The organism is Prevotella sp. C0209C1, assembly GCF_056583855.1.
Genome location: NZ_JBWPJP010000001.1, coordinates 15,926 through 34,593, shown reverse-complemented (window position 1 = coordinate 34,593; position 18,668 = coordinate 15,926). Strand labels below are relative to the sequence as shown.

Genomic DNA, 18,668 nt, shown 5'->3' with positions numbered 1-18,668 from the left:
CTATCTACAACGAACACCCACACCGAAAAAGGAAATTAATGAGTATCAGACTAAGTAAAGCAATTCGAGAATTAAACATTGGACTTCCAACGGCTGTTGAGTTTCTACAAAAGAAGCTCGAATTAAGCGAAGAGTCTATTGATGTTAACTACAAACTAAGCGATAATCAATATAAGGCTCTCATAAAAGCTTTTAAAAACGATAAAGACGTAAAGGACAAAGCCGCAGATATCCTACAAAAGAAAGCAAAAGATAAAAAAGAAAGCACAAAGACAACTAATCATAGTGCAGATAGCTTGTTCGCCTCTAAAAGGCAAAAATATACCCCACTTGGTAAAATAGACCTTCAAGAGAAGAACAAACCATCGTCAAAGGGAGCAAAGCCTGTTAGTACAGATACATCTGTTGCAAAAAATTCTTCTAAAGAAGTATTAGCAAAAGATGAAAAAACAGAACAAGTAACAACTCCTAAGCAAGAAACTCCTGAGGTGAAAGAAGCTAAGGCTGATAAACTATCTGATAAAAAAGAAGCACAAATAACAGAAGTTTCTACAGAAAGCAAACAAGAGAAACAAGCTAAAATAAAAAACGAAACTATTAACGTTTTAGTGAATACAGAAAAGAAAGTAGAAAACATAGCTACTCAAGGAGCAGCTAATGTAGAAACAGAGACAAAGGACGAAGGTATCTTTAAGACAAAAAATGAAGAAAAGATGCTTAACGCCCCAAAAGTGAACGTGCTTGGTAAAATAGATTTAAGTAGCCTTAATCAAAGCACTCGCCCTAAAAAGAAGAGCAAAGAAGAGCGCAAAAAAGAGCGTGAAGACAAGGCTGAACAAAAGAAAGCACAAAGTAAGAAAAAGCGTGTACGCATTAATAAAGAACGCGTAGATATTAATGCATCTGCAAATCAGCAAGGCAGCGGGCAAGGTAATCGTAACAAGAGTAACAACAACAGCCACAACAACAACCGTGGCAGCGGCAAGAAAAACAACCGCAACAATAACAACAACCGCAATCATAAGCCTTTAGAGGTAGACGATGAGGCTGTTGCACGTCAGGTAAAGGAAACTCTGGCTCGCCTTACAAGTAAGACCCAAAACAAAAAAGGTGCTAAATATCGCAAAGAGAAGCGTGAGGCAGTACAGGAAAAACTTAATGCAGAAGCACGTGCAGAGAAGAGAGAAAGTAAGGTTTTGAAGCTTACCGAGTTTGTTACTGTGTCAGAACTGGCTACCATGATGAATGTCCCTGTAACTAATGTTATATCAACATTAATGTCAGTAGGCATTATGGTTTCTATAAATCAACGTTTAGATGCCGAGACTATTAATCTTGTAGCAGACGAATTCAACTTTAAAACAGAATATGTTTCAGCCGAAGTACAGGAAGCAGTAAGCGAGGAAATAGACGATGAGAATGACCTTGTCTCGCGTGCTCCTATTGTAACTGTGATGGGTCATGTAGATCATGGTAAGACTTCGTTGCTCGATTATATTCGTAATACAAATGTTATCGCTGGTGAAGCTGGTGGTATCACACAACATATAGGCGCATATTGTGTGAAAGTGGGTAGCGGAAAGAGTGTAACCTTCTTAGACACTCCCGGACACGAGGCCTTTACAGCTATGCGTGCTCGTGGTACTCAAGTAACAGACATCGCTATAATCATTATTGCTGCCGACGACTCTGTCATGCCTACTACTCGTGAAGCCATTTCTCATGCACAAGCAGCTGGCGTTCCAATGGTGTTTGCCATAAACAAAATAGACAAGCCCGGAGCTAATCCTGATAAGATACGTGAAGACCTTTCACAGATGAATCTCCTTGTAGAAGAATGGGGTGGTAAATATCAATGTCAAGAAATTAGCGCAAAGAAAGGGATTGGTGTTGAAGACTTATTAGATAAGGTACTTCTTGAAGCAGAGATGCTCGACTTAAAAGCTAACCCAAATCGCAAAGCTACAGGTACTATCATCGAGTCGTCTTTAGACAAAGGACGTGGTTATGTTAGCACAGTATTAGTTTCTAATGGTACTTTAAAGATAGGAGATAATGTCATTGCTGGCACCTCATACGGACGTATTAAAGCTATGTTTAACGAGCGTAACCAACGTATTGAAACCGCTAAACCTGCAGAACCTGCCATAATATTAGGTCTAAATGGTGCTCCTGCAGCTGGTGATACTTTCCATGTTATGGAAACAGAGCAAGAAGCACGAGAGATAGCCAATAAGCGAGAGCAACTACAACGTGAGCAAGGGCTACGTACACAGACCAGACTTACCTTGTCTGATATTTCTCATCGTATTGCTCGTGGAGAGTTCCATGAGATGAATATTATAGTAAAAGGAGATACCGATGGGTCTATAGAAGCCTTGTCTGATTCATTTATTAAACTATCAACAGAGAAAGTTAATGTAAATGTTATTAGTAAAGCAGTAGGTCAGATCTCTGAAAGCGATGTAATGCTTGCAAGCGCATCAGATGCTGTCATTGTAGGTTTTCAGGTACGTCCATCTACAGAAGCACGTCGTTTAGCCGATCGTGAGGGGGTAGAGATTAACACTTACTCTGTTATCTACGATGCTATTGATGATGTAAAATCCACTATGGTGGGTATGCTTGATAAGGTAAAGAAAGAAATTATAACAGGACAAGTAGAAGTAAAACAAGTCTTTAAAATTTCAAAAGTTGGTACTGTGGCAGGAGCTTTGGTAACTGAAGGTAAAGTACACAACAAAGATAAAGGAAGAGTGGTACGCAACGGTATCGTTATACACACAGCTCCTATTGATGCTTTAAAAAGATATAAAGACGATGTCAAAGAAGTCGTTACAGGTTTAGAATGTGGTATATCACTTGTCAATTACAACGATTTGCAAACGGGAGATATTATTGAAACATTCACAGAAATAGAAGTTGAACAAAAATTATAATGAAATAACAATAAAATCCCCTAATACACGATGTATTTAGGGGATTTTTTATTATCTTCGTAGCAACAAATGTTACTGCCTTTTATTATGGTATAGCATTTGTTGTCTTTATTAATAAAAGAGATTTAAATAATGTCAGATAACAAAAATAACGAATATGTAAAGAAGATTGCTGAGCAAAAATATGAATTTGGGTTCACAACAGACGTACACACCGATATTATTCCAAAAGGATTAAATGAAGATATTGTACGTTTAATCTCGGCAAAAAAAGGTGAGCCAGACTGGCTTCTTGATTTCCGTTTAGAAGCTTTCAGGTATTGGCAAACCCTTCCTATCCCCCAATGGGGGCATCTAACCCTTCCTGAACTACATCTTCAGGACATCTCTTACTATGCTGATCCGTTAGCAAAAAAGCCTAAGGATAAAGAAATTGACCCAGAGTTAGAAAAAACATTTGATAAGCTTGGCATTCCTTTGGAGGAACGCTTAGCTTTGAGCGGTACTGCCGTTGATGCTGTAATGGACTCTGTTTCTGTAAAAACTACTTTTAAAAAACAATTAGCAGAAAAGGGTATAATCTTTTGTTCTTTTGGCGAAGCTGTTAAGGAGCACCCCGCTTTAGTACGTCAATACTTAGGAAGTGTGGTACCTTATAAGGACAACTGGTCATCAGCTCTTAACTCTGCTGTTTTTAGCGATGGGTCGTTTGTCTACATTCCAAAAGGTGTTCGTTGTCCTATGGAGCTTAGTTCGTACTTTCGTATAAATGCTGTCAACACAGGACAGTTTGAGCGTACGCTAATAATTGCTGACGATAATGCCTACGTTAGCTACTTAGAAGGTTGTACTGCGCCTATGCGTGATGAAAACCAGCTACATGCTGCTGTGGTAGAGATAATTGTAATGAACAATGCTGAAGTTAAGTATTCTACTGTGCAAAACTGGTATCCTGGCGATGAACATGGCAAAGGCGGTGTACTTAATCTTGTTACAAAGCGTGGAGAATGTAGAGGTGCCAATTCTGTTTTATCATGGACACAGGTAGAAACAGGGTCTGCAATAACATGGAAATATCCTTCTTGCATTCTTAGAGGAAACAATTCTCAAGCGGAGTTTTATTCAGTAGCTGTTACCAATAACTATCAGGAAGCAGATACAGGGACTAAAATGATACACATCGGAAAGAACACTAAAAGTACTATTATATCTAAAGGAATATCTGCCGGTCATAGCCAAAACTCATATAGAGGCTTAGTGCGAGCAACAGCTAATGCTGATAATGCACGCAACTATTCAAGCTGCGACTCCCTACTCTTAGGTTCAAAATGTGGTGCTCACACTTTCCCTTACATGGATATTCATAACGATTCTGCCATAGTAGAACATGAAGCAACTACATCTAAAATAAACGAAGAACAACTTTTCTATTGTAATCAACGTGGTATTCCAACGGAAGATGCTGTAGGCTTAATCGTGAATGGATATGCAAAAGATGTGTTAAACAAACTTCCTATGGAATTTGCTGTAGAAGCGCAAAAGCTCCTTTCTGTAACATTAGAAGGAACAGTAGGATAAATAAGAAAGTATTATTAATAAAAAAATTACCTCAGGGCTAACGCCAAAGGAGGTTAATTAGAAAAAAACAAGCCAATTTTAAGAAAATAAGGCACAGAGAATAGACTAAAGCCAATAGGCTTTCTGATATTTTTTAAGATGTGTTAGAGATAATATTAACAAAATAATATATAAAACATTATGTTAGAAGTAAGAAACTTGCATGCTACTATTGCAGGTAAAGAAATATTAAGAGGCATCAACCTCACTATTAACGATGGAGAAATACATGCTATCATGGGACCTAATGGGTCTGGAAAGTCTACCCTAAGCGCCGTTCTTACGGGTAATCCTCTTTATAAAGTTACTGATGGTATGGCAGTTTTTAATGGTAAAAACCTCCTCGAAATGAAACCAGAAGATCGTGCTCGTGAAGGACTTTTCTTATCTTTCCAATACCCAGTGGAAATACCTGGTGTGAGCATGACCAATTTTATGAAAGCCGCAATAAATGCAAAGCGTATATATCAAGGTTTAGAGCCTTTAAAAGCCTCCGACTTTATGACACTTATGCGTGAAAAAAGAAAACTCGTAGAATTAGATTCAAAGTTATCACGTCGCAGTGTTAATGAGGGTTTTTCTGGTGGAGAAAAGAAAAGAAATGAAATATTTCAAATGGCTATGTTAGAACCAAAACTTAGCATCTTAGATGAGACTGACTCAGGTTTAGATGTTGATGCCATGCGTATAGTTGCCGAAGGCGTTAACAAAATGCACACTAAAGAAACATCGGCTATTGTCATTACACACTACGAACGCTTACTCGATATGATCAAACCTAATTTTATTCACGTCCTTTATAAAGGGCAGATAGTGAAAACGGCTGGTCCTGAACTTGCTAAAGATATAGAGGTACGTGGTTATGATTGGATAAAAGAAGAGGTAGATAAATACTAATTATTTCATGAAAAGTGAACAACAATATATAGACCTATATACACAGGCATCACAGCTTATTAAGAGTAAGTCTGTAAAAGTGATGAATGACCTCCGTGATGAGGCTTTTATGAATTTTAAAAAATTAGGTTTCCCTTCTAAAAAAGAGGAACGCTATAAGTATACTAATATCCATTCGCTCTTTGAACCAAATTACGGCTTGAATCTAAACAGATTGGAAATACCTATAGACCCTTATAAAACTTTCAAATGTGGCATTCCTAATCTTAGCACATCACTTTACTTTATTGTAAACGATCAATTATATACAAAAAAACTTCCTAATACTTATTTAGGAGAAGGAGTTATCATTGATAGTCTTGCTAAAGCAGCTACACATTATCCAGAGCTTATTACAAAATATTATGGAAAGCTTGCTAAGACATCAGAAGATGGCATAACAGCTTTAAATACAATGTTAGCACAGGACGGGTTATTTATATATGTTCCTAAAAACGTAAAATTAAAAAATACCGTACAGATAGTAAACATTCTTCGTTCTGATGTAGACCTAATGGTAAATAGGCGTGTTCTTATTATCTTGGAAGAAGGAGCAGAAGGGCAATTCCTCTTTTGCGATGATACTGCCGATGATAGAAATTTCCTAACAACACAAGTTATCGAAGCCTTTGTAGGTAACAATGCTCATATTGATCTTAATTGTCTTGAGGAAACACATACTAAGAATGTGCGTATTTCTAATGCTTTTATTCAACAGGAAAGCTATTCTAAAGCAAGCCATAATGTTATTACTTTACATAATGGTATTACGCGTAATATGCTAAATCTGACATTTAAAGGTCAGCATAGTGAGTGTTTTATTAATGGCTGTATAATAGCCGACAAAGAACAACACGTAGACAACAACACACTCATAGATCATGCTGCACCTCATTGCCAGAGCCATGAGCTTTACAAATATGTACTTAATGACAAAGCTGTAGGTGCTTTTGCAGGACTTGTTTTAGTGCGCAAAGAAGCACAAAAGACAACTTCAATAGAAACTAACCGAAATCTTGTTTCTACTAACACTGCACGCATGTACTCACAGCCCATGTTAGAAATATATGCCGATGATGTACAATGTAATCACGGTTCTACTGTAGGACAACTTAATGATGCTGCTCTTTTTTATATGCAACAACGTGGTATTGATCAGCAAGAAGCACGTACTCTACTCCAAACTGCATTTATCTACGAGGTCATAGATAAAATAGAACTCGATTCTTTACGCGAACGCTTACATCTTTTAGTAGAAAAACGCTTCCGTGGAGAACTTAATAAGTGTAACAGATGTAAAATTTGTAAATAAGAAAGGAATATATTTATGTATGACACTAATAAGGTACGAGCCGATTTCCCTATCCTATCACGCACCATTCATGGCAAGCCTTTAGTATATTTAGATAACGGGGCTACTACCCAAAAACCACTTTCCGTATTAGAGGCTATGCACAATGAATATATTAATGTTAATGCTAATGTACATCGTGGTGTACATTGGCTTTCACAACAAGCTACAGACCTACATGAAGCAGCACGTGAAACAGTAAGACAATTCATCAATGCTAAATCTATAACCGAAATAGTTTTCACACGTGGGACAACGGAAAGCCTCAACCTAATAGCGTCTTCTTTCGCTGATGGATTTCTTAAAGAAGGTGATGAGGTTATAATTTCCACTATGGAACACCACTCTAATATAGTACCTTGGCAATTGCAGGCTGCCAAAAAAGGAATAGCATTAAAAGTCATTCCTCTGACTAAAGCTGGAGAGTTAGACCTGAAAGTTTATACTAAACTCTTCACTCCTCATACCAAACTTGTAAGCATAACTCATGTTAGTAATGTGCTTGGCACTATAAATCCTGTAAAAAAAATAATAAGTATAGCACATGAACATAACGTACCTGTTATGTTAGACGGCGCACAAAGTGTACCTCATTTTAAAGTAGATGTACAACAACTTGACTGCGACTTCCTTGCTTTTAGTGGACATAAAATATATGGCCCTACAGGAGTAGGTGTTCTCTATGGTAAGGAAGAATGGTTAGACAAGCTACCACCATATCAAGGTGGAGGTGAAATGATAGAACACGTTAGCTTTGAAAAAACAACCTTCGAACGTCCACCACTAAAGTTTGAAGCTGGTACACCTGATTATATCGCCACCCATGGCTTAGCTACTGCCATTAATTACGTTACTCATTTAGGTATGGATAATATCTTTGCCCATGAACAAGAGCTTACTCGTTATGCCTTGCAACAACTCCGTGAGATAAAAGATATACACATATATGGTCATACAGATAACTTTGGAGATGCCGTTATCAGCTTTAACGTTGGCAATATTCATCATATGGATATTGGCACATTGCTCGACCAATTAGGTATAGCTGTTCGGACAGGACATCATTGTGCTCAACCTCTAATTGAGACTTTAGGCACATTAGGCACTGTACGTGCTTCTTTTGGACTATATAACACAAAAGAAGAGGTAGATGAGCTCGTAAAAGGTCTGAAAAAAGTTTTAACTATGTTTTAAAGAACACTATTAAATGCTATATTCTCAATATAATATTGGGCTATGTGAAGCTGGCTGTGATGAGGCTGGGCGTGGTTGTTTAGCAGGTAGTGTATATGCTGCTGCTGTTATACTACCTAAAAACTATAGCAATGAACGTCTCGATGATTCTAAAAAGCTATCTTCAAAGACACGCTACGCCTTACGTAAAGATATAGAACTTAACGCTGTAGCATGGGCCATAGGTAAAGTTACTCCAGAAGAAATAGACCGGATAAACATACTTAACGCCAGTATTCTTGCCATGCATCGTGCACTCGATCAGCTTATTATTCGCCCTGAAGCTATCATAGTAGACGGAAACCGCTTCAAGCCCTATCACAACATACCCTATACTACTATTATTAAAGGTGATGGCAAATACTTATCAATAGCAGCTGCTTCTATATTAGCAAAAACATATCGAGATGATTATATGTGTACTCTTGCTAAAAAATATCCCCAATACGAATGGGAACATAATATGGGATACCCTACTAAAGCACACCGACAAGCTATTGCTAAATATGGTATTACTCCTTATCATCGTAAAAGTTTTAAACTACTTGGCGAAACTAAACAACTACTGTTATTTTAATATGTATTCTATGTTTTTATTATATAACTTCAATTATAATTTAACATTATAAAATTTTATATTTAGAAAATTTTAATAATAGAGTTCTTATACCAGCTTCCTTAAAAGAGATCTTTGCCTTTGCATTCTCTCCTTGCCCCTCTATACTTAAAACCTCTCCTATACCAAACCTCTGATGCTCTATTATTGTACCTACTCCTATTAATTTATCATTAACCTTAGACTTTATATTTGATTCATCAGCATTTTGCATTACCATTCCTCCATTAGTAATAGCTGCTGATAAACGACGGAAATTACCTCCTTCTGACAATAATATGCTCTTTGCACGTGCTGATAAAGGGTCGACTGCCACCTCGGCACGTTTACGCTCCGTTATCTTAGGTTTAGGATCCGCACGAAACTGGCTACCTACAGGATTATTATTTTGGAATCTACTGTCAAGCCGTTTATAATCGCTACCATATTGCCTGCTACCCAAATATGGCTTATTAGGCTCATATTCCTGAGTTTTATTGGCTCTATAGCCTCTATATTGTGATGTATAACTTTCTTTTTTTAAGCTCCCTACCCGCTCTTTATAACAACTATTATCAGCCATCATACTCTCTTCCTTACAAATAAGATTCGGATCTATATCCTTAATAAAACGACTTGGAGTATCAAACTGCATCGCGCCATAACGGAAACGATTCTTGGCATTAGTAATAATACAATGACGACCTGCACGAGTAATAGCTACATATAAGAGTCTGCGCTCTTCTTCTATTTCACGTCTTGAATTTGCTGACATCGGACTAGGAAAAATATTTTCTTCCAAACCTACAATAAAAACAGTAGGATACTCTAAACCCTTAGCTGCATGAATTGTCATCATTGTTACCTTTGGGGAATCATCATCAGTCTTATCATTATCAGAATATAAAGCTATTTCTTGTAAATAATCAGTAAGAAAAACATTATCTTCTCTGTTTTCTTCACGTGCAGTATCTACAAACTCTTGCATTGCAGAAAGAAACTCTTCCAGATTTTCTTGTTTCGACAAAGATTCGGTATCAGAGTTAGAGTAAATATCATTAGATATTTTACTTTGCATAACTATATCCTTCCCTAACAAATAGGCATCTGTTGTCGTTAGACGTGCCACAAAGCTATTAATAAGTAATATAAATTCATTTATTTTTGATAACGTTCCACTATTTACCTTAAGCCCATATTGTAATGGATTAGTTATAACTTGCCAAAGACTAACCATGTTTTCTGAAGCACAAGCTATAATTTTTTCTATAGTTGTTTTACCTATACCTCGAGCAGGATAATTTATTATACGACGAAAAGCCTCTTCATCATTATTATTAACAATAAGACGAAAATAAGCTATAATATCTTTTATCTCTTTACGCTGATAAAATGATAATCCGCCCACAATCTTATAAGGTATTGATTGACGGCGAAATTCATCTTCAAAAGTACGACTTTGTGCATTTGTTCTATACAAAATAGCAAAATCAGAATAAGATGCATTATCAATATGTTTAATACGTTGCAACTCTTTAGCAACAACAATAGCTTCTTCTTTATCGCTATAACATGGCTTATATTGTAATTTACTTCCCTCTTCTTCCTGCGAATATACATCCTTTAAAATCTGATGTTCATTATGCTTCATCAACGAATTAGCAGCTTTTACTATAAATTGTGTCGAACGATAGTTCCTCTCCAACTTAAACGTTTGTACATCTTTAAATATATTTTTAAAATTAAGAATATTATCAATATTTGCCCCTCTAAATGAATATATGCTTTGGTAATCATCTCCAACGACGCATATATGCTGATGTATGTTTGCAAGTTGGGTAATTATAGCTACCTGTGCATAATTAGTATCCTGATACTCATCAACAAGAATATATTCAAATAATTTAGCATATTTGTTTCTCACATCTTCATTATCTCGGAATAACACATAAGTGTTTACAAGTATGCTGTCAAAGTCCATAGCATTAGCCTGTTTACAACGTGCTTCATAAGCCTTATAAATAGAATAAACATAAGGCATACGACATTGCTTGTCTCTATCTATGGCTGCCTTATCTTGTTCATACTTATCAGCTGTAATGAGATGATTTTTCGCCATAGATATAAAGTTATGCACCATATTAGGCTTATATACTTTTTCATCATATCCCATAACCTTGATTATATTCTTAAGCAACGAGCGAGAATCGCTCTCATCGTAAATTGTAAAACTACTGTTATAGCCAATATACTGTGATTCTTTGCGTAAAATTCGTGAGAATATAGAATGAAAAGTACCCATATAAATACGGTTAGCATCGCTTTGGTTTGTTATTTTTGCTATACGATCTTTCATTTCACGAGCAGCCTTATTGGTAAATGTTAGGGCAAGAATATTCCAAGGTTTTAATCCTGATTCTAAAAGATAAGCTATCTTATAAGTAAGCACACGAGTTTTACCTGAGCCTGCTCCTGCTACTACCAATGAAGGACCATCACAATATTCCACCGCTTCACGTTGATGAGGATTCAATTCACTTAATAATATTTCTTTTTTATTTTCCATTTCACTTTAATGTTCTTTAGGGAATAGTTTTATAAAAATCATCTGCCTTTCTATTTGTTTCATACGTTTATACATATAAGGACCTGGTGATTTAGAGGAAAAACGCCTTGGGTTTGGTAATGTTGCGGCTATCAAAGCACAATTGCTTCTACTTAGATCTTTAGCTTCAACCCCAAAATTATGTTTAGCTACAGCTTGTACACCATAAATACCATTCCCCATTTCTATTGAATTAAGATACACCTCCATAATACGCTGCTTACTCCACATTGTTTCTATAAGGAATGTAAAATATGCTTCTAATCCCTTTCGTATCCACGATCGCCCTTGCCACAAAAATACATTTTTAGCCGTTTGTTGTGATATAGTAGAACCACCACGTAAGCGTTTACTACTATTAAGATTTTCTTTAGCAGCTTGTTCTATAGCTTTATAATCAAACCCGTGATGAGAAAGAAAACGCTGATCCTCACTAGCTATTACTGCTACTGGCATATAAGGAGATATTTCTTTTAAAGAAACCCACGAATGGTATAACTTTATATCTTCTCCTTTCCTCATTTGTTCAAAGCAACGTGATAACATAAGAGGCGTAAAAACAACAGGAACAAACCTATATATAACAACACTAAGTATTGATGATACAAATAATAATCCTACTACCAAACGGAAAATCTTTAATATTTTCTTTATCATAAAATCTAAAATAAAGCCCAACCAGCAAATGCAAAATTAATCATAAACTCTGAAGAATCATTCTTTCAACATGGAAAAGTTAAAATTATCCCTTAGTCTTCTGTATGTTTTCCCTTATTATTCTTTTTGTAGCTATACTTATATTTACTACTCTTGACACTATTTTCTTATTCATTTGCTTCTATTTCCTCTCCTTAATTATGTTTTCTTCTATAAATATTATCTTATAAATAGTTTCATAAAATATAAAAATCATTTTTCAGATTTCGGTTAAAATCTTTTAATGAGAATATAAAATATACATATAATCTTTGTAAAATAACTAATAATTAGTACATTTGCATGCAACAAATTTTTTACTTATTATGTCTTCATTTGTTGCAGAAAAAATTGTAATGGACGGATTAACCTATGATGACGTCCTTTTAATTCCAGCTTATTCTGAAGTACTCCCTAAGGAAGTACAGTTAAAAACCAAGTTTTCTCGTAATATTGAGCTAAACATTCCTTTTGTTACAGCCGCAATGGACACTGTAACAGAAAGTTCTATGGCGATAGCTATTGCACGAGAAGGAGGTATTGGCGTTATTCATAAAAATATGTCTATTGAAGAACAAGCGCGCCAAGTAGCTATTGTGAAACGTGCAGAAAATGGTATGATTTATGATCCAGTAACTATTCGGCGTGGAAGCACAGTGCAAGAAGCATTGTCTATAATGGCAGAATATCATATTGGGGGTATTCCTGTAGTTGACGATGATAATCATTTAGTAGGAATTGTAACTAATCGAGACTTACGCTTTGAACGTTGCTTAGATAAAAGTATTGATCAAGTAATGACAAGTGAAAATCTTGTTACCACTCATCAGAAAACAAATTTATCTGAAGCCGCAGAGATATTACAAGAAAACAAGATTGAAAAACTACCTGTTGTAGATAAAGACAACCATCTTATAGGATTAATTACTTATAAAGATATTACAAAAGCAAAAGACAAGCCTATGGCTTGTAAAGATGATAAAGGGCGTCTTCGTGTGGCTGCCGGGGTAGGTGTTACTATTGACACTATGGAACGTGCTCAAGCATTGGTTAATGCTGGAGTAGATGCTATTGTTATAGATACTGCTCATGGTCATTCTATAGGAGTTATAGAGAAGCTTAGGGAAGTAAAAAAATCTTTTCCTTCATTAGATGTTGTTGTAGGAAATATAGCAACAGGAGATGCTGCTAAGTTCCTTTTAAAGAATGGTGCAGATGCTGTTAAAGTGGGTATTGGACCAGGCTCTATTTGTACTACTCGAGTTGTTGCCGGTGTTGGAGTACCTCAACTGAGTGCTATATATGATGTTTATTCTGCTTTAAAAGATACAGATGTTCCTTTAATTGCAGATGGCGGATTACGTTATTCTGGCGATATTGTAAAGGCTTTGGCTGCTGGAGGAAGTTCTGTTATGATAGGTTCTTTAGTAGCTGGTACAGAAGAAAGTCCTGGCGATACTATTATTTTTAATGGACGTAAATTTAAAAGCTATCGAGGAATGGGCTCGCTTGAGGCTATGGAACAAAAGAATGGCTCTCGCGATCGTTACTTCCAAGGCGATGTAAGCGATATTAAAAAACTTGTACCAGAAGGTATTGCAGGAAGAGTTCCTTACAAAGGTACGGTTCAAGAAGTGGTTTATCAACTTGTTGGAGGTTTGCGTTCTGGTATGGGATATTGTGGCTCAGCTTCTATAAAACAACTCCATAAAGCTAAGTTTACACGCATTACTAATGCTGGAATATTAGAAAGCCACCCTCATGATATATCTATCACAAGTGAAGCGCCTAACTATTCACGTCATGATTAAAAGGATAATGCTATTTAGCTATTAACGTTAACTTACATTATTTTTTTCAACAAACAGAAAAAAATCCTTATCTTTGTAGTCTGATAAAAAGTAGATGAAAATAATATTATTACTTCTTCTTCTTATAACAAGATGGCAAGCTATAGCTCAAAGTAGCTCTGTTGTTATGTCTATTAATGGTAAGGTTGTTACTAGAGAAGAATTCGAATATGCTTACAAAAAGAATAATAAAGGCAGTCAACACATTAGTGTGACTGCTTTTGCTAAGCAGTATGCTGTTTATAAACAAAAAGTAGCTGCCGCTGAAGAAGCACAACTTGATAAACTTTCTTCACTTAACAATGATATAGATGTTCTTCTTTCGCATAAAGAAGAACCTAAAACTTATATAAAAGACAATTTTAAATCAACTCCTTTTGAACAAAATGCTAATCTTCTGTATCGTATCTATAATGACGAGATAAATAATAATGGAGGACTATTTCGTTATGGAGAAATTTTCTTAAGTATTAAGCAACATTCTACTGCTTATGAAGAAGATAAAATACATCTGCTTGCCGATTCTATTTATATTGCACTACAACATGGAGACAATTTTGAAACTCTTGCAAAGAAATATTCTAATAGAAAAGAAGAAGGTGTCTTTTTTATAGCTACTAAAAATAATATGTTAGAAGATGTAGATAAAGTTCTCTCTACTATGAAGGTGGGTGAAATATGTAGGCCTATTAGATCTCCATTTGGATTACATATTTTAAAACTTATAGGTCGTGAAAATTTTCCTACATATAAGGTTATACGTCCACAATTAATACTACAAATAGAAAAATCTAATCTTCGCAAACAAATTATAGAACAACAACAAAATAAAATTCCTTATACAGAAGCCATCTCTGATATTGACACAAAAAGAAAAGCCAATACTATTATAGATGAGAATTTACGTCGTGAAATACATGATGGATTATTAGTAGCTGCTATAACACAAAGGAAATTAGATAGCTTACTTAATAATGAAAAAGAATTACAACATTATTTTAGTAAGCACAAAAAGATTTTTCGCAATATCAATAAAAACAAAAGTAATAATATAATCTCATTTAAAGATAATCTGCCACTTATAAAAATATTTTATAAACAATTTCTTGAACATATTTGGGAAAAAGAGTTAAAACATAAATATAATGTTGTTTTCAATAAAAAAGAATTGTCGATAATACGTAAGATATTTAAAGCTAATGAAGATAAATAAAGTAAAAAAAATAATGCTGTTATTTTGTACAGCACTATCAATAATGAGTATTCGTGCAGGTATTTACAATACTAAAAGATCTTTATATACAAAAGACGATACAACAAAAACTATAGTACAACAACCTAATAACACACCTATAAGTAAGAAAAATATCATAGATGAAGTGATTTGGGTTGTAGGAGATGAGCCTACTCTACGTTCAGAAGTAGAAATTACCAAGCTACAAGGTGAAGCTGAAGGCACTAAATGGGCAGGTGACCCAGAATATCTTATACCAGAACAGATTGCTGTACAAAAGCTTTTTCTTCATCAAGCAGCCCTCGATAGCTTAACAATTACAGAGAGTGAAATTTATCAAGGAGTAGAACAGCAGATAAACTACTGGATTTCACTTCCTCAAATTGGCTCAAAGGAACGATTAGAAGAGTTTCAACATAAAAGTTTAGCACAAATACGCCAAGACTTACACGATGACTACAAGAATCGTCAACTTGTTCAAAAGATGCAAGAAAAATTAGTTTCTGACATAAAAGTATCGCCATCAGAAGTGCGCACTTATTTTAATAAAATACCTATAGATAGCATTCCTATCGTTCCTACACAAGTAGAAGTAGAGATACTTACTCAAACTCCTAAAATAGAAATAGAAGAAATTAACAGAATAAAAAATCAGCTACGCGATTATACTAATCGTATAAATAATGGAGAAACAACATTTGAGACCTTAGCTCGACTTTACTCAGAAGATCCTGGCTCTTCTCGTCAAGGCGGAGAATTAGGTTTTATAGGTAGGGCGTCTCTCGATCCCGCTTTTGCTGGCGCAGCTTTTAATCTTACTGATCCTAAAAAAATATCAAAAATCGTAGAAAGTGAGTTTGGCTATCATATTATTCAGCTTATTGATAAGCGAGGTGATAAAATAAACGTTCGCCATATTTTATTAAAGCCAAAAGTATCACAAGCATCTATAGATGCAGCAAAAAACAAATTAGACTCTATAGGTAATGATATTCGCTCTAAAAAATACACTTTTGAAGCAGTAACAGCTTATATGTCTGATGATAAAGACACAAAAAACAGTCATGGATTAATGGTTAATTCCTCTACCAATGCTCGTACTTCACGTTTTAAAATGCAAGATCTTCCCACAGAGGTCGCACGTGTTGTAGATACAATGAAAGTGAATGAAATCTCAGCTCCTTTTACTATGACTAACACAAAGGGTAAGATTGTTTGCGCTATAGTAAAGCTAAAATCGCGTACACCTAAGCATCGTGCATCAATAACAGAGGATTTCCAAGAAATGAAAAATATTGTGCTTGCTAATCGTCGTAGACAGGTAATTCATGATTGGGTAGTAAAGAAAATTAAAGACACCTATGTAAGAATGTTACCACAATATAGAAATGGAAAATATCAATATGAAGGTTGGGTTAGATGATTTCATACCGTTTATATAAAGAATTGACTAGGCATATTATCATTATAAAAATGGTATTATACCTTTTTGGGATATGCCTATCAGAACCTTTGTGTGCACAGGTAAAAAGAAAGGCTTCAATAGCAAAGATTTTTTTAGATCATGCTGATATACTTCGGCACAGTCCTAATAATCAGACAAATGTGCAAGTAGCTAAGGGTAATGTTATAATGCGTTATAAAGGTTCAACACTAAGGTGCGATAGTGCTTATTTAAACAATGTAGAAAACAGCTTCTCTGCTTTTGGACATGTATACATTACTCATAAAGGAGGTATAACGCTAAATAGTGAACGTGCTTTTTACGAAGGTTTTAACCAGATGCTAAGAGCACGTGGTAAGGTAATGCTACGTGAGCCAAGAAGATCACTTAGATGTGATAGTTTAGATTATAATATGGCATCTAAGGAGGCTAATTTCTTTGGAGGACGTGGCACTTTAGTATATAATGGGAACACTATTATTGCCGACCAAGGCGATTATAACACAGAAACAAAAGATGCAAATTTCTATGGGAATGTGATAATGCGTAGCTATAAATATCACATAACCACTCCTACTGCACATGGTAACACTGAGACCGGAGAACTACACGTAGTAGGTCCTTCGGTCATTCGCACAAGAAAAGGCGAAATTATACATACTAGTGATGGTACATATAATAGTATATCAGATGATATGACTCTCAACGGTCGCTCTACAATAAAATCTCCTCAACGTGATGTTGAGGGTGATTATATTACTTATAATAGTAATACAGGAGACGCTACAGGTCATGGTAAAGTAAAAATTGTAGATAAAGTTAATAAACGCATTATTACTGGAGAAGATATTATTTATAACTCTAAAACAGGATATAGTGAAGGTAATGGAAACGTAAAGATAATAGACAACCGCGAGCAGCGCACCATGCTTGGTGATAAGATTATCTATAATTCTAAAACAGGTTATAGCGAAGGACATGGAAACGTAAAGATAGTAGATAAGAAAAAGCAACGCACCATGACAGGCAACAACCTTTTTTATAATAGCAAAACTAACGAAGGAGAAGGCAAAGGAAACGTTTTCTTTATAGATCATAAAGAAAAACATGCTTTTAAAGGAGACTATATCCATTACACCGATTCTGCTGCTATTGGCTTTGGAGGAAATCCGGGCGCAGAGATTATGGATTTTTCACAAAGCAAAGATACTCTCTATATACATGCTGATACTATTAGCATGAAAGGGTTTCACATGAACACACCACAGATGTATAGAAAAATATATGGTGTAAATAATGTACGTGCTTATCGTGCAGACATACAAGGAGTATGTGGCTTCTTAGTAACAAACACAAAGGACTCTACCATTACCATGTACGATTATCCTATTATATGGAACGGCAACCGACAATTAGTAGGCGACTCTATTCGCACTTACATGAACGATTCTACTGTTCGTGAGGCATATGTCTTTGGAAATGCTTTTTCTATAGAGCAGCTACATGATAAAACACATTATAATCAGTTATCTTCAAAGATGATGCATGCCTTCTTTACTAATGGTAATATTCGTAGAGTAGATGCTATAGGCAACGTACTATCAATATACTATTATACTGAAAAGAATGATACCACCCTTATGGGTCATAATTACACAGAAACCGACACGTTACGTATGTTTATAAACGATAAGCAGCAAATGGAAAAAATATGGCTATCGAAATCGGTAGGAACACTCAGTCCTATGACACAGATACCACCTGAACGCCTTAAACTTCCACATTTCGAATGGTTCGAGGAAGTACGACCTAAGGATAAAAATGATATTTTTCGTAAAGCTGCTCGTATGTCTGCAACAACTATACGCAATGCACAAGTAGCTCCACCTCCTATGCAACATATTGAAGGACGGAAATAAGAAAAAATAAAAAACGATGCTATTTTTTTATAAAAGAAAACCTCGACGATTTCACCATGAATATATTTACGTTGATGAGCGAAAGGAATTTATTGAGAAATTAAAAGAAAAATATATACAACATAAGTTATGCTCAAAGGATAATAATATAAATTCATCTCTTTGTAGACGCGAAAGGATAAAAGAACGAGTCAAAGAAGAGTTTAATAATAATTACCAAAGAGTAAAAAGAAGAAACTATTTTAATAT

The 18,668-nt window shown here is 35.3% G+C and carries 12 protein-coding genes; 10 read left to right on the top strand and 2 right to left on the bottom strand.

Annotated features, from left to right (window positions below):
• Positions 1 to 38 precede the first annotated feature (38 nt).
• From infB to AC1DCD_RS00105, 6 genes are all read left to right on the top strand, one after another.
• Positions 39 to 2,939, top strand: a complete 2,901-nt coding sequence (infB, locus tag AC1DCD_RS00130) for a translation initiation factor IF-2 (protein WP_036855199.1) — start codon at positions 39 to 41, stop codon at positions 2,937 to 2,939.
• A 132-nt stretch (positions 2,940 to 3,071) separates the two neighbouring features.
• Positions 3,072 to 4,517, top strand: a complete 1,446-nt coding sequence (gene sufB, locus AC1DCD_RS00125) for a Fe-S cluster assembly protein SufB (protein WP_008449708.1) — start codon at positions 3,072 to 3,074, stop codon at positions 4,515 to 4,517.
• A gap of 180 nt (positions 4,518 to 4,697) precedes the next feature.
• Positions 4,698 to 5,453, top strand: a complete 756-nt coding sequence (sufC, locus tag AC1DCD_RS00120; protein WP_464639293.1) for a Fe-S cluster assembly ATPase SufC — start codon at positions 4,698 to 4,700, stop codon at positions 5,451 to 5,453.
• A gap of 7 nt (positions 5,454 to 5,460) precedes the next feature.
• Positions 5,461 to 6,804: a Fe-S cluster assembly protein SufD gene (gene sufD / locus AC1DCD_RS00115; RefSeq protein WP_008449723.1), complete on the top strand. Its 1,344-nt coding sequence runs from the start codon at positions 5,461 to 5,463 to the stop codon at positions 6,802 to 6,804.
• Positions 6,805 to 6,819: 15 nt separating this feature from the next.
• Complete coding sequence (locus tag AC1DCD_RS00110) at positions 6,820 to 8,037, top strand: aminotransferase class V-fold PLP-dependent enzyme (RefSeq protein WP_008449620.1); 1,218 nt, start codon at positions 6,820 to 6,822, stop codon at positions 8,035 to 8,037.
• A gap of 13 nt (positions 8,038 to 8,050) precedes the next feature.
• Positions 8,051 to 8,653, top strand: coding sequence for a ribonuclease HII (locus AC1DCD_RS00105; protein WP_464639291.1), 603 nt, complete (start codon positions 8,051 to 8,053; stop codon positions 8,651 to 8,653).
• A 46-nt stretch (positions 8,654 to 8,699) separates the two neighbouring features.
• On the opposite strand, the gene AC1DCD_RS00100 is transcribed toward AC1DCD_RS00105, so the two are convergent.
• Together AC1DCD_RS00100 and mtgA are read right to left on the bottom strand one after the other, a co-directional pair.
• Positions 8,700 to 11,237, bottom strand: a complete 2,538-nt coding sequence (locus tag AC1DCD_RS00100; protein ID WP_464639289.1) for an ATP-dependent helicase — start codon at positions 11,235 to 11,237, stop codon at positions 8,700 to 8,702.
• A 6-nt stretch (positions 11,238 to 11,243) separates the two neighbouring features.
• A complete protein-coding gene (mtgA, locus tag AC1DCD_RS00095) occupies positions 11,244 to 11,933 on the bottom strand; it encodes a monofunctional biosynthetic peptidoglycan transglycosylase (protein ID WP_464639287.1) in 690 nt (229 codons plus the stop codon).
• A 365-nt stretch (positions 11,934 to 12,298) separates the two neighbouring features.
• Between mtgA and guaB the strand changes: the two genes are divergently transcribed.
• From guaB to AC1DCD_RS00075, 4 genes are all read left to right on the top strand, one after another.
• Positions 12,299 to 13,783 (top strand): IMP dehydrogenase, encoded by a 1,485-nt coding sequence (gene guaB / locus AC1DCD_RS00090; protein WP_008449700.1) that lies wholly within the window; start codon positions 12,299 to 12,301, stop codon positions 13,781 to 13,783.
• Positions 13,784 to 13,877: 94 nt separating this feature from the next.
• Positions 13,878 to 15,035: a peptidylprolyl isomerase gene (locus AC1DCD_RS00085; protein ID WP_464639285.1), complete on the top strand. Its 1,158-nt coding sequence runs from the start codon at positions 13,878 to 13,880 to the stop codon at positions 15,033 to 15,035.
• A complete protein-coding gene (locus AC1DCD_RS00080; RefSeq protein WP_464639283.1) occupies positions 15,022 to 16,479 on the top strand; it encodes a peptidylprolyl isomerase in 1,458 nt (485 codons plus the stop codon). Before AC1DCD_RS00085 ends, AC1DCD_RS00080 begins: the two co-directional genes overlap by 14 nt.
• 50 nt (positions 16,480 to 16,529) lie before the next feature.
• Entirely contained in the window at positions 16,530 to 18,419 is a 1,890-nt protein-coding gene (locus AC1DCD_RS00075; protein ID WP_464639281.1) for an OstA-like protein, read from the top strand.
• Positions 18,420 to 18,668: the final 249 nt, after the last annotated feature.